The sequence below is a fragment of the Paenibacillus sp. JT22N7 genome (assembly GCF_059383875.1).
In genome coordinates this window covers 115,788-129,303 of sequence record NZ_JBXENY010000002.1, presented here as the reverse complement: position 1 = coordinate 129,303, position 13,516 = coordinate 115,788, and the positions used below count along the sequence as shown (strand labels likewise).

12 protein-coding genes, 1 pseudogene and 1 riboswitch are annotated in these 13,516 nt (G+C 48.3%); of the genes and pseudogenes, 8 read left to right on the top strand and 5 right to left on the bottom strand.

Annotation, left to right across the window (positions count from 1 at the left end):
• Positions 1-1,185 carry a 5-(carboxyamino)imidazole ribonucleotide synthase gene (purK, locus tag AC50Y5_RS05270; RefSeq protein WP_155972949.1) on the bottom strand — a complete coding sequence of 395 codons (1,185 nt, stop codon included), beginning with the start codon at positions 1,183-1,185 and terminating at the stop codon, positions 1-3.
• Complete coding sequence (gene purE / locus AC50Y5_RS05265; RefSeq protein WP_046231578.1) at positions 1,185-1,670, bottom strand: 5-(carboxyamino)imidazole ribonucleotide mutase; 486 nt, start codon at positions 1,668-1,670, stop codon at positions 1,185-1,187. Before purE ends, purK begins: the two co-directional genes overlap by 1 nt.
• Positions 1,671-1,884: 214 nt before the next feature.
• A riboswitch (purine riboswitch) is annotated at positions 1,885-1,984 on the bottom strand.
• Between the two features lie 462 nt (positions 1,985-2,446).
• Between purE and AC50Y5_RS05260 the strand changes: the two genes are divergently transcribed.
• The 4 genes from AC50Y5_RS05260 to AC50Y5_RS05245 all read left to right on the top strand — a co-directional run bounded on the left by AC50Y5_RS05260 (position 2,447) and on the right by AC50Y5_RS05245 (position 7,104).
• The gene (locus AC50Y5_RS05260; RefSeq protein ID WP_494858964.1) at positions 2,447-3,769 is read left to right on the top strand and encodes a hypothetical protein; all 1,323 of its coding nucleotides are present in this window, start codon (positions 2,447-2,449) and stop codon (positions 3,767-3,769) included.
• Between the two features lie 35 nt (positions 3,770-3,804).
• Positions 3,805-4,677 (top strand): DPP IV N-terminal domain-containing protein, encoded by an 873-nt coding sequence (locus AC50Y5_RS05255; RefSeq protein WP_494858959.1) that lies wholly within the window; start codon positions 3,805-3,807, stop codon positions 4,675-4,677.
• A gap of 28 nt (positions 4,678-4,705) precedes the next feature.
• Positions 4,706-5,311, top strand: a complete 606-nt coding sequence (locus tag AC50Y5_RS05250; RefSeq protein WP_494858954.1) for a DJ-1/PfpI family protein — start codon at positions 4,706-4,708, stop codon at positions 5,309-5,311.
• A 305-nt stretch (positions 5,312-5,616) separates the two neighbouring features.
• Complete coding sequence (locus tag AC50Y5_RS05245) at positions 5,617-7,104, top strand: hypothetical protein (protein ID WP_056030644.1); 1,488 nt, start codon at positions 5,617-5,619, stop codon at positions 7,102-7,104.
• Positions 7,105-7,323: 219 nt separating this feature from the next.
• Here AC50Y5_RS05245 and AC50Y5_RS05240 read toward each other — a convergent pair whose 3' ends face one another.
• Both AC50Y5_RS05240 and AC50Y5_RS05235 read right to left on the bottom strand, forming a co-directional pair.
• Positions 7,324-7,449 (bottom strand): hypothetical protein, encoded by a 126-nt coding sequence (locus AC50Y5_RS05240; protein WP_494858952.1) that lies wholly within the window; start codon positions 7,447-7,449, stop codon positions 7,324-7,326.
• A gap of 159 nt (positions 7,450-7,608) precedes the next feature.
• On the bottom strand, positions 7,609-8,028 hold the full coding sequence (locus AC50Y5_RS05235) for a jacalin-like lectin (RefSeq protein ID WP_056030647.1): 420 nt from the start codon (positions 8,026-8,028) through the stop codon (positions 7,609-7,611).
• On the opposite strand from AC50Y5_RS05235, the pseudogene AC50Y5_RS05230 reads away from it, so the two are divergent.
• From AC50Y5_RS05230 to AC50Y5_RS05215, 4 genes and pseudogenes are all read left to right on the top strand, one after another.
• Positions 8,015-8,371: pseudogene (locus tag AC50Y5_RS05230) on the top strand (gfo/Idh/MocA family oxidoreductase); the annotation flags it as partial. The gene AC50Y5_RS05235 and the pseudogene AC50Y5_RS05230 overlap by 14 nt on opposite strands.
• A gap of 17 nt (positions 8,372-8,388) precedes the next feature.
• Positions 8,389-9,120, top strand: a complete 732-nt coding sequence (locus AC50Y5_RS05225; protein WP_494858949.1) for a Gfo/Idh/MocA family protein — start codon at positions 8,389-8,391, stop codon at positions 9,118-9,120.
• A 33-nt stretch (positions 9,121-9,153) separates the two neighbouring features.
• The gene (locus AC50Y5_RS05220) at positions 9,154-11,196 is read left to right on the top strand and encodes a helix-turn-helix domain-containing protein (protein WP_494858947.1); all 2,043 of its coding nucleotides are present in this window, start codon (positions 9,154-9,156) and stop codon (positions 11,194-11,196) included.
• Between the two features lie 373 nt (positions 11,197-11,569).
• Positions 11,570-12,847 carry a glycoside hydrolase family 18 protein gene (locus tag AC50Y5_RS05215; RefSeq protein WP_494858945.1) on the top strand — a complete coding sequence of 426 codons (1,278 nt, stop codon included), beginning with the start codon at positions 11,570-11,572 and terminating at the stop codon, positions 12,845-12,847.
• A gap of 75 nt (positions 12,848-12,922) precedes the next feature.
• Here the strand turns inward: AC50Y5_RS05215 and AC50Y5_RS05210 are convergent, their stop codons facing one another.
• The gene (locus AC50Y5_RS05210; protein ID WP_494858943.1) at positions 12,923-13,441 is read right to left on the bottom strand and encodes a GyrI-like domain-containing protein; all 519 of its coding nucleotides are present in this window, start codon (positions 13,439-13,441) and stop codon (positions 12,923-12,925) included.
• Positions 13,442-13,516: the final 75 nt, after the last annotated feature.

Here is a 13,516-nt window from a genome sequence, read left to right as displayed (position 1 = left end):
CTACTCCACCTTCCAAATTGTTGTTTCATCTATCCATTGCAGCGCTGCTTCCACATCTGGAGCAAGCACGTTAATGTGGCCCATTTTTCTTTTGTGAACGGCGTCCTTCTTGCCGTACAGATGCAGCTTCGGCGTTACACCGAGGCGCTCTGCCGCTTCATCCCGAGCGCCAAAACGCTGAATGATCGGCTCTACATGCTGGCCGAGCACATTCACCATTACGACTGGCGTCAGCAGCTCCGTACGCCCAAGCGGCAAATTGCATACCGCCCGTACATGCTGCTCAAACTGCGACGTATGCGCCGCTTCCATCGTGTAATGTCCGCTGTTATGCGGCCTTGGCGCCAGCTCATTCACATACAGCTCACCGTCAGCCGTCAAAAACAGCTCAACGGCGATTAATCCGACAGCGCCCAGCCCTTCGGCGATTTGCATCGCCAGCTGCTCCGCTCTGCGCTGAATGCCCTCATCGATCCGCGCCGGTACAATCGACAGATGTAGAATGTTGTCGATATGAATATTTTCCGACGCGGGGAATGCTTTCACCTCGCCCTGCGGGCTGCGCGCTGCAATGACCGACAACTCTTTTTCAAAGGAGATGAATTTCTCCAGTACCAGCTCAGTTCCAGCGCGGCTAAGCGTTTCGTACGCCTCGTCGATCTCCTCCGCGGCGCGGATGACCCATTGCCCCTTGCCGTCGTAGCCGCCCGTCGCTGTTTTTAATACGCATGGCAAGCCTAAACGTTCAGCTTCTATATGAAGCTCCGTGCTGCTGCGAATTTCGCTGTAAGGCGCAACCTTTACGCCCGCCGCCTCAATCGCCCGCTTCTCCCGCAGCCGATGCTGCGTCGTATAAAGCAGCTTGCTGCCTTGCGGCACGTAAGACTCCTTCATCAGCATCGCGGCAACTTCCGCATTCACATTTTCAAATTCATACGTAATGACATCCGAACGCTGCGCCAGCTCGCGCGCTGCCTCATGATTGTCATAAGCGCCGACTACTTGGTCTGCGACTTGTCCGCAAGGCGAATCCACCGCAGGATCAAGCGCGACGAATTTGTAGCCCATTGCGCTGCCTGCGAGCGCCATCATCCGGCCCAATTGCCCGCCGCCGAGTACGCCGATTGTGCTGCCTGGCAGCAGCGTGCGGTTGTTATCCGGCCGCTGCTTGTCTGCCTCAGCCATCATAGCGTCTCACTGCTTTCCAGCACTTCCTGCTTAACGCGCTCGCGTCTTGCGATCACGCGTGCCTGAATGTCCGGATCGAATGCCCCGAGCATCTGAGCAGCCAGCAGTCCGGCATTCGTGCCGCCTGCATTGCCGATCGCGACAGTCGCAACCGGAATGCCGCCTGGCATTTGCACGATGGACAGCAGCGAGTCTAGGCCGCTGAGATTCGACGATTTGACAGGAACGCCAATAACCGGCAGCACCGTTTTGGCGGCGACCATGCCGGGAAGATGTGCAGCTCCGCCAGCCCCCGCGATAATGACCTTAAGTCCGCGCTCCGCTGCCGTTTCCGCATATTCAAACATTAAATCGGGCGTTCTGTGCGCCGATACAACCTTTTTCTCATAAGGAATTTGAAGCTCTTCCAGCACATCGCAAGCCAGTTTCATTGTATCCCAATCCGACTTGCTGCCCATGATGACGCCTACCTTCGCAGACATGCGTTCAAACCTTCTTTCATCTATATAATATGAAAACCATATAAAACCGTAACCCGAAGCTTTCCTTATCCTCTAAACTGCCCGATTCCAACAGAAAAATCCCGACAGCTACCGTAAGAGTATTAATCATACGTATGCTGCGGGACCCGAGCCAAGCGCACAGCGCAGCCTCCCGTCTTCCGGGAACCGCATGGCGCTCTTTATGCCTGAAGTTACCAGCTTCAAGCTTGCTCGTAGTCCGAAAATTGTGGTTTTCGGGTAGAAACTTTCGGGCCAATCCCCGAGATTATACGAGACCAACACTATAATGAACGGATTGCTCCGCTTCTGACCTCTTCCAGTTTATCTAATCCCCACGGGGCTGTCAACAAAATACGAACGTTAAAAAGAGTAGCTTTTATTAAAGTTCGTTTTTGGCAGGTAAAATATCATAATATGACAGGAATTTACTCGGGATTACGCACAGACAGCTATAAGAGAAGTGGATTTATGGGAGGAATATTCGCAGGGCCCTGCCTTAAGTTCATATTGACCAATGTACCGAACTAAGCATTACTCCCCTTCCCAACTACTTTATGTCTATCAAATTAAAACGCCGGACTTCATTATGCCCGTTCACCAAATAATCCTTTCTATACAATAATTAAGATTACTGAATTACCTAAAAAATTCAAAAAATTTGTCGAAAGGATTTCTAGAGATTTTACAGAATACATCTAGTATGAATGTAAATTTTATTCATTTTTGGAATCATATATATCAAGGGGAGTTATAGGATGAGTATTTCATTAAAAATTGAATGTGCATCAAAACGTATTCCTATCGCTTTAACAAACGGTCAGATTTCCCAGTTCAGCTTTAAGCATAAAATTCCAACAGATTCGTGGGCAAAATCCTCAGACTCTTCTCATACCCTCTATATTCGAGGTGAAGCCGCAATACGCTTGTTCCCACCTTTATTAGGCAATAGTAATAACTCTGATATGCTTTATACCTGGGCATTATCAAAGGCCGGGATAGATGAGGATTATTACCGTAAATGTACAATCCTCATTATAAGAAATGAGCTAACCATTAGAGAAGTAATTTTTCCACATGCATTTGTTCAAAGCTATACTGAACAAACCGATGAACGAAAAAGCACGATCAAGTTCGAGCTAGTACTTGGACAAAAAAGAGATCAGTTAGATAAGGTCGAGTTTGACCCAAAGATGAAAAAACAAACAGCAGTAAAAATATTGTCGAGCAAGATGGAAAAAGAACCCTTGGTAAAGTACGATTATTATCGTAGTATGCCAAGGTTACTTGGCATGGCTACAACTGCATCCACAAATAAGACAGAAGCTTTAAAAGATACTAGCGGTAATTGGTGCAGAGCTACAGTAAAAGGCAAAGTCTATTCACATGCAGCCCCCTGCAGCGATCCTAAACATTGCATAATGATCCCCACGGATTTACAAAATATTTTAGATGATCCTTCAGCAAGAATTGAATATGTAGCTAATTTTTTCAAAAAATATCAAGGAAAACACTATCCAAACCCAAGTACAAGAGATATTAAAATCAATTACGGCATTGATATTATTGGTTTTATGGAGTGGGAGGAACAATCTCAAAGATTTCAAAAATCACAATATTGGCAGTACGTTAATGCTCAAATGATAGCCGATATTTATTGGGCTCAAAGCTCATTTATTGTAGCAACAAATACTAAGGCGGAGGAGATTTGGTCTGAAAATGAAATAAAATGGAGGAATTTCATGGCTACTCCGAATCAGGATCTTTTATGGAAAGCACACAATGGTTCTATATTCTCCGGACACAAGCTCGCGATCTCAGAAGGCTATCTTAAGAAGGAAACAGCAGCAGAACAACAATTCATAGAAAACGTTATTTTCAGAGTGAGCCTCATGGAAAAGGAAGTGAATGAGATCGTCGATGTACCTTCAAACTTAGGAACCATTAATTACTTAATGGCATCAAAGGCATTTGAATACCCTAAACACTATCCAGCTACATTTGCTGATGCAGCAACTAAACCTTTTTGGGAAGTTGAAGAGTGGGTTCCTCAATATTTAATAGATAAGGCACCGAAATGAATAAGCCCTATTTTATAATGTTGTTGTTCCTCATTTTGCTGACAGCGGGATGTTCCTCTAAAGGAGTAGCATTTACTGATGGAGATGGAGTCGTTGCCCGCCCTGACCATAATGGAACCCATTACTCATATGTAAAATGGTCGCCTGATGGAGAGCAAATCTCCTATATTCAAGATCGGAATTTATGGGTCAAACACATGAAAACGGGAAAAAGCAAAAAACTCGTTTCTGAAGCCTCTGTCTCTCATGCCGCTTGGATGAACGCCGAGCAAATCGCCTATTTTTCAGTAACAGATTCAAATAGCCTCCAAGGAGAGCTTGGAGCAGTCACTCTTGATTCTCGTAAAAAAATGATTTTGCACAAAAATATCGCTTGGTTTAATGTCCTCTACATTCATCATCAAATTGCCTATCTTGGAACTTCAAAACAAGGCGTTCGCAAACTTGATCTATCCGAGAGCTCTACCGCGCCAGATACGCTCGATCCAGCCTTAACTAAAGGCAGAGAGTTTGTGCTTTCGCCGGATGGCAATAAGCTGCTTTTCTTAGAAAAAACAGAGGCGCATAGTATCAACGGAATTGCCTTAGATCAAATAAATATATATGACATAAACAAACGTGTAACGAAGCAAGTGCAGCTTCCCAAGCCTTTTGAGGTTATTTATAGCTATTGCTGGTCACCGGATGGACGCCATATTGCACTTGCCGCACAATACCCTGAGCAGCTTCCTAATCTATATATTTATAAAATAGACAGCAGCGCCGATCCCGTCATGCTGCCATTGCCAGGCAACGCTTCTGATATGGCATGGTCGCCTACGCAAAATCAAATCGTCTACTCGACTGTCGCACAGCCAAATGGAAATGAAATTAGAGTAATTGATGTTCCAGATGAGCTGCTGCAATAATATAGGAAGAAGCGGAGGAAACACAGCTATGGAAAATTACAAAGTAGGCATTCTTTTATTTAATGATGTAGAGCTGCTTGATTTTGCCGGTCCTTTCGAGGTTTTTGCAGTAACTGCGCTGAACTGGGGGCAGGAGAATGCCTATCACCCGTTCCAAGTATCGACAATTTCTGAAAATGGGGCGCTCGTGACGGCGAAGAATGGCCTTAAGGTGACGCCCGATTACAGCTTCGCTGATGCTCCTGTATTTGATGTACTCGTTATTCCTGGCGGTATGGGCACACGCCACGAGATTCATAATAAAGTGCTGCTTGCGTGGATCACACAGCAGAGCAGCCAGGTGACGTGGTTGACCTCTGTCTGTACGGGAGCGTTTCTGCTTGCAGAAATCGGTTTGCTGGATGGCAAGCGGGCGACGACACACTGGGCAAGCATCGAACGCATGCGGACGCAGTTCCCTCAGACGACAGTCGTCGAAAATGTAAAGTATGTAGATGAAGGTAATGTCATCACCTCGGCTGGCATTTCCGCAGGCATCGAGATGTCGCTGCATATGGTGGATCGTATTTTAGGCCCACAGGCGGCTAGAAATACGGCTAGATCAATGGAGTATGATGGACAGTTTGAGCTATAGCTGACGGGATTTCTTTCTCTCCAATCAGCAAGCTTAATCAGGCATGGAAAAGCCATCGGTTAAATGCGTGCAGCCCATGTAGCTGCACGCATTTAACCGATGGCTTCTTTTAAACAGAAAACAACATCCCCTTCTCCTTTCCCCTATATAAAGTAAAAAAGATCATCTAAAACGAAAAATTCCAAATATATCATTCCAAATATCGCAAAAACCCAACTTTTGTAGTATATTAATAATAATTTTACTTTAAATCAGTAAAATAGACCTAATACTTAGGAATCACAAAAAAATGGAGGTTTATTTGGATGTTCAATGTTTCAAGAAAAATCTTAGCAGCTTTATTGCTAGTTTCACTAGTAGCTACTATCGCAATTCCTGTGAAAAAGACAGAGGCAAGCTCGCTTCCCGTTGCAGAAGGTGGCATTGAAGCCGCAGCATTAGCCTATTGGAGCGGCGCGGTTTATGTCGCTTCAGTAGATGGGGCAATCGGAGTTAAGCCTGAGCTGCAAGAGGATATTCAGATTTTTGCAAAATCGATGTGGGATGATGCCCCTGCTTCTATTAAAACTTCCATCACAGAAAGTACATATGGTATGCGAGATGGCTGGAATACACCTAATTCTTATGTCGTATCCTGGACGCCTCAGACACTCGCTTACTTGCAGGACAAATGGTATGACCATTTTGGAGGCGGAGCTACTTATTATGACAACAAAGTCATAGCGGATATTATGGGGCCAGGGGCGATTATACGTCCGAGCTCTGTTATCGCTCAAAGTAATGCTGTTGGCGAGGGAAATATAGGATACATGGCTAACGTTCAAATACGTGCGATTTATGTTGATATATCTGGAAAAGCAACCATTGAATTCAGATCAGGAGTAAATCCTAGCTACAGTGGGTTATTAGATTTAAATAATAAACCTTTCGCCAATGCCCGCGATGCCTATAATGAATTTGTTACCCGATTTAAAATTGAGAAGGGCACCTATACGACGAAACCTATCTTTGTAGATGGACGCACCAAAAGTCGTTACGTAGAAGTCGTATTCCCTTCAAGCACCGTATTCCTGAATTCCATCGTTATGCCTGCTCCACAAGGTGTACTGAATGCCGATTATACAGTTAAACAATATAAAACACCAACTATTGGACGTGCGGGCGGCGTAATAACTGGACAAATCGTTATTGGCTTTCCGAGTGTAACGGGCAACTTCGCTGCCTTAACAAAAGCAAATGCCAGCAATTATACTTTTCTCTCTTATGACAATGCGAAGCGTAATGGCAGTCCAGCACCTTATCATTCTATTGTAGAAAATGCGCGGAGCTTGCCAGTTACCGGAATACCATATAGTTCGAAGGATAATATTAAACAAGGCCAACTAGAACAAAGAAGGTATTACGGCTCCGATGGCAGGGCTGAGCTGGATATTGACTATACCAACCATGGCAACACGCAAATTAACCCAAATGTTCCACACAGGCACGACTGGCATTATAACAGCAAACCGCAGAGAGGCCCTTGGTATATAGTTGAAACCGACTCCGATTATTCTTATAACCAATTAGTAGAGGATTTGAATACGGGGCATGAAGTATCCTTTACGTTTGAAAATGTTAAATATTATATTACAGAAAATCAAGGTTCATGGTTTTTGACGAAATCGGGTGAAATCGCTCCTCTTCAATCTGCTTCGACTCCATCTCAACTTTTAACGCTTGGAACCCTCAATAATGAATCGTTGCAGACGCTATTTATTAAAGGAAGCCTCGTTAATATTTCTGTATATTAGGGTATGTATGCAGACCTGAGTCGGACTGTTGCTTGCTTTGCGCTCAGTAGGGGCCAGTCTCATCTGACTATTCAATGTTGGGTACCCGCAGCATGCGAATACTGCTGAGGCTACGCAACTCGGGACGCTCCCTTCTTTTTGAAGGACTGAGATTCCGCTATTCTGGCATTTGCTCTGATTTCTGGCCGCACGCGGACAGGAAATCCGTTATTGCCCTCATTATCCCGTCAAAATGGCTTTTGGCAGCGTATTAGCGGCTTCTGAGTCCGCAGCCCGTGCCATAACCCGTGATCTGATTAAAATAGCTGCTGCTGTGTCCGCCAAATCCATCTTTGCACGGGGCATGAGCCCCTAAAACGAGAAATAAATAGCATGAAGCTACCTTTCCATACACGTTCTAAACTAATTTCCGCTAAAAATGCAGGGCATTCTCGCATTAGTCTTTGACTAGTGAGAGAATGCCCTGTTTTGTTAGGAAGCATTAAGCATATTCAAGAAATACATCTACAGCTTCTTATAAATGACACCCAGCCGATCCATCTCACTATCCGCCTTGCCATAAAAACCTGCAATATACCAGCCCTCCGGCGCCGTAAAGGTTACCGCATCGGACGTCGTTGTGCCGCCAGACAGCACTTGCCCTTTGTTAGTCGTAAACTTGGCATAGAAGATGTGCATGCCGCCGTTGCGGCTGCCTTGGTTCAGCACTACACTTTTCACATACTCATCAGAAGCGAGCTGAATGCTGCTCTGTGCGGCTGACGTTCCGCCAGCACTCAGCACCATGCCGCTTCCAAACCCCAGCTGGATGCCATCCAGACGCGAGCCGCTGCGGATGCTGAGCGATGTCAGCCGCTGGCCGCTCGGCAGATGCGCCAGTTGGTTGAAATGCTCACCGCCAGAGCCGCCGAACGGCGCGACCATTATGCTCGAAGCCAGCTGGGCGCTGAATACGCTGGATACGAAGGAAGCCCGCACGACGCTTAGCGGTACAGAAGGCGGCGCAGATATGACAGATGGACTGCGCCTAAACGGCGAGAAATATGGTAAACTGTACGAGAATCAAATCAAGCTCGATCCGAAGGGCGTCGATTTCTACGAAGGCAAGAAGGAATCGATGCAGGATGTGGAGATGAGGCTGTGGTTTGATGCGCTGCTGAATGATACGGAGCCGGTCGTCACGCCAGAGCAGGCTTGCGTTGTTTCGGAGATACTAGAGGCCATTTATGAATCCGCTGCGTCAGGTAAAGCGGTATACTTCGACTGAAAGCGAGGCTTCTCTTCATGCAAAAACCGATTCGCACAGCTGTATTAAGCTTCTGGCATGTGCATGCGAAGGACTACGCCTTGCAGGCACAGCAGCATCCAGGCACCGAGCTCGCCGCTATCTGGGACGAGCAGCCGGAGCGCGGCCGTGCGGAAGCTGAAGCCCGGGGAATCCGTTTCTATGAGCAGCTTGACGAGCTGCTGGCGGATGCCTCCATCGACGCTGTTATTGTGACTGCGCCAACGGTCGACCATCCGGAAATCATAAAAGCATCAGCAGCGGCGGGCAAGCATATTTTTACCGAAAAGGTCATCGCCTTGACGCATGCGGAGTGCGACGACATTTTGGAGAGTGTGCGGCAAGCTGACGTTGCGATGACCGTATCGCTGCCCCGGCTGAATACGCCGTTCACGCAAGCCGCACAGCAGCTGGCTCGCGATGGCTTGCTTGGCGAGTTAACGCTTGTGCGCGCTCGCCTGTCCCATAGCGGCGCTTTGCCCACCGAGCTTGAACCGCTCGGCTATTTGCCGGAGGCATTCTTCAAGCAGGCTCAAAGCGGCGGCGGCGCACTAACTGATCTCGGCTGCCATCCAATGTACTTGGTGCGGCTGTTTCTGGGCATGCCAAGCAGCGTGAGCGCAAGCTTCGGTTATGTGACCGGCAAAGAAGTCGAGGACAACGCAGCCGTCACGCTGCGTTATGCGAGCGGAGCGCTTGGCCTTGTGGAGGCCGGCGGAGCAGTTTATTAAAGACAATTCCAGGAGCCCTTCACGCTGGAGCTTGTGGCAGAGCGCGTCCAGATTAGCGCGCGCCAGCTGCAGCGCATTTTCAAAACGCATTCCGACCAAACGTTCAGCAGCTACGTAGAACAGGTCAGATTGACCCATGTGTGCACGCAGCTGCTTGAAAGCAGCGAGACCGGTCGAGGTGCTGGCCCAGCAGCATGGCTTCACCAGCGCAAGCTATCTGCACCGTGTCTTTCGCAAGAAATACGGCTGCACTCCCGCTCAATACCGCAAGCATTCAAAACAACCACAAACCTAAAAAGGAGCAACAACATGGACTCCATCTATCAGCGCTTGGTGCAATTGAATGATCAGCTTGTCACTCCATCTCTTAACCTTCAAATTAAGGACTCCGCAAGCCGCAATGTCGGAGGCATCATCGACTCTTTTACAGGCCTGCCCCATCCAAGCCATGTCGGAACAGGCGCTGTTATCGCAAAGTGGACAGCTGCCTTGTGCAGTCCGGAATCGGCGTTCTACCGCGACAACCAGCTGCTTGCCAACCTTGAGCTTGCCCTGCAATATATGCTGAACCGCCAGCATAGCGACGGAACGATTACGCTAGGATCAACCAACTACCATTCGCCGCCGGACACCGGTTTTGTCGTTATTGGCTTTGCACAGCTTTATGAGCTACTGGTGCAGCAAAGTGTGGACCATCCTGCTTTTGAAAAGGCCGCTTCCCTGCTTGCGCTGTTCCTGAAGCGGGCAACGCCAGCCATGCTTAAAGGCGGCTGCCATACGCCAAACCACCGCTGGATTTTGACAGCGGCGCTAGGTCTGCTGAACAAGTCGTTCCCTGATCCGGCGCTCGTCGCTCGTGCGGATGCTTGGCTTGCGGAAGGCATTGATATTACGGCTGATGGCGAATGGACTGAGCGCAGCAATGGCATCTACAATGCCGTCAGCGATATTGCACTGTACCATGCGGCGATATCGCTTGATCGCCCCGAGCTGCTGGAGAGCGTACGCAGCAATTTGCGAATGATGCAATATTTGGTCCACCCATCCGGTGAAGTCGTAACCGACTATTCCGGCAGGCAGGATTATGGACAGCCTTCGGATATGTCCGGCTATTTTCTCACCTACCGCTTGATGGCTGCGTATGACCGCGATCCGCTATTTGCCGCATTATCCGATTATGCAGGTCCTTTCTATAAGCAGTTTTTCTCGGTGACAGACCATCCGCTCATTGGCTACCTGCTCTATCCTGAGCAAATGGACATCAGCCATATTGAGCGGGCTTCACTTCCAGACCAGTATGTAAAAGTGATCAACGGGCAGCACCCGATTCATGAAGATTTGCAGCAGATGAAAAAGCTAGGGCATCAGCTCCACATTACACACAGCTCTGCGCATACCGCCTTCGGCGCGCCGCTAGTCCGTGTCCGCAATGGAGAGACAAGCGCAACGGTCATGACGAATGCGCCATCTTTCTTCTCGCTCCGTCATGGCTCGGCGAACCTGCTCGCCGTTAAAGTATCGACCGCCTTTACACCAGGCGTTGTCAGCTTCGACCAGTTTCAAGCGGAGGACGGGCATTACAAGCTCGGCAAACGCATGTATAAAGGCTACAACGGGCCAATTCCAAAGGGCTTGCTTCCGCCGCTGAAAGCAGACGGCGTTACAGCGGCCGCTCCTTGGTACCTGCTTCCCCATGGAGAACGGGAAACGACCCATTTGCAGGAGCAGTTTATTGAATCCGAGCTAACGCAAACAGCAGATGGCTGGGACATTCATCTGTATTCCGATAAGGTGCAGGAAGATGTGATGACGCAGCTGACGTTTATTTTTGCCAAAGACGGCAAGCTTAGCGGCGAAGGTCTCGAAGCCATTGCGGGCAGCAGCAACTACTTCTTGAAGCAGGGCTCCTGCCGCTATGAAACCGCCGATGGCTCAGCGATTGAGCTGACGTCCGGCGCCTTCGAGCACTGGATGCCTTCCGTTCGCGACGATAGCCACCCGGCTGGGTGTCAAAGCGTTATTGTTAATCTGGTGGCCCCAATCGATTTCCGCTTTTCGATTCGGTTATCGTCGTAAAACCTTGGTGAAAGATGGCTGCGCTGCATGAAAAGCTTGACTTCCGATCGCCATTACCCTTGAATTTCTATAACCACCCCTCTATGGGGAAATTCAAGGGTAAAAGCGAACGCTGACGCTTCTCCAGTTCAAGCCTTTCATTCCACTACGCCCCCTTCACCATACATACTTTTAAAACAAAACAAATCAGAAAAGCTACAATGCCGCTTTTGGCCCCCATTTTTATTTTGGGGGCCTTTTTATTTACGAGTGAATAGTGGTAGTAGCCCACCTTCACCACACAAGTCGAAAAAGCGAAGCCGAAGTCTTTTTTCATAGAACCCTCGAATATAAGTAGATAAAGAACTTATGCTTGGGGGAGGTTGGACACGATATGTTTATCCATACCATTAAAAAAGGCGATACGCTGTGGCAGCTCGGACAGCGCTTCGGCGTCAGCACGGATGCTATCGCTTCAGCAAATGGCATATCCGCTGATGTTCCGCTCGTCATAGGCCAGGCAATCATTATACCTTCAGAGGCTGGCAATCATAAGGTGCTTCCGGGAGAAAGCCTATGGTCGATTGGCCTGAAATATGGCGTTACAATCGAACAACTCATGCGCGCCAACGAGCTCAAAAACCCCGCCCTCATTAAGACAGGACAAATACTCGTCATTCCGCAGCAGGAGAAGCCTATCATTGAAGTGAACGGCTATACGGAAAAATTTGGAGCAAACGGCGTAGCGCTCGTACATGAAATTGGTGCCAATCTTACTTACCTAAGCCCCTTCAGTTATCGTGTCCAGTTGGACGGTACACTCGTGCCACTCGACGACAGCGCTATTATTGAAGCGGCCTTCCAAGAGAAAGCAGCACCGATGATGGTGCTGACCAACTTCGAGAACGGCACCTTCAGCAGTGATATTGCCCATGCTGTGCTGACGGATGCTGCGATTCAAAATGCGGTCATTGCAAGCGTCTTGTCCGTGATGCAGCATAAGCGCTACATGGCGCTAAATGTGGATTTTGAATATGTGAGGCCTGCGGATCGCGAAGCTTATAATGCCTTTTTGCAAAAGCTGGTGGATACGCTGCATCCCTATCATCTGCTCGTATCTACTTGTCTTGCCCCGAAGCAAAGCGCGGAACAGAAAGGCACGTTATACGAGGGGCATGATTATGAGGCCCATGGACGGATTGTCGATTTCGTTATTTTGATGACGTATGAATGGGGCTGGTCTGGCGGACCTCCGCTCGCTGTCGCTCCACTCAACGAAGTTGTTAAGGTGCTGAATTATGCGCTATCCGTCATCCCTGCCTCCAAAATCGTCATGGGCATGCCGCTCTATGGCTATGACTGGACGCTGCCCTACGTGAAAGGCGGCAAATGGGCGCCTACGGTGAATCCGCCCCAAGCCGTCGCCCGGGCCGCTAAATATGGCGCGACGATTCAATATGATCCGATAGCCGAGTCGCCTCATTATACTTATTATGATGAACAAGGCGCGCAGCATACGGTCTGGTATGAGGACGCCCGCAGCGTACAAGCCAAATTCAATATTGTGAAGGATTATAAGCTCAGAGGAGTCAGCTACTGGGTGCTCGGCGTGCCCTTTCCCCAAAACTGGTACGTCCTGCAGCATAATTTCACCGTCCGCAAGCTGGTGTAGCAGCACTCTGGCTGCCTTGCCAAAAAAGCCCTCCGCTGCGGGAGGGCTTTCGCTTTTTGTTATGTTCTTCATTCGTTATAACATTCGTTCTTTATACCTTGGCTGTCCCTTCAGCGCGACAAATATATCAATCTCATTTTCTGTGCTTTCAGGTTTATATCGTTCATCCCAAACTTCGAAATCATAATGCTGCGGCACATGTCCCGTTTCTTCCATCCACTCGCCATAAAGATAGTTATACGACAGGCTAAGCTCCGATTCGGGCCCAATATGCGTGTAGGCGGCATACTTGCTTTCAGCAACCGTATGGCTTGCCATCTGCAAGGGCACATTGCCCAGCTCGCTTACTTCGCAGCAAACGATATTTGTGAACCGATCTGTCTGGGGATTAAAATCAGCAGCCATCGGATAAATTTGGATTAAAAGAATATGGTCATTTTTCCTGTGCTGAATTTCTGCTTTTCTTTCGATTAAAGAAAGATAGGTCTTCTTCCCAAGTCCCGACTCAAACTCTTGAACGCTCGCTTCCACTTTATAACCGACGACATGAAAGAGCGGTAATGCTACGACCGCCGCCTCTCTTTTCTGTACCATGAGCTGTCCTCCATTCAATCCTTTATAAATAGGCAGGAAATACAGCTATTTTACCATAAAGAAGCAGCCACTCGC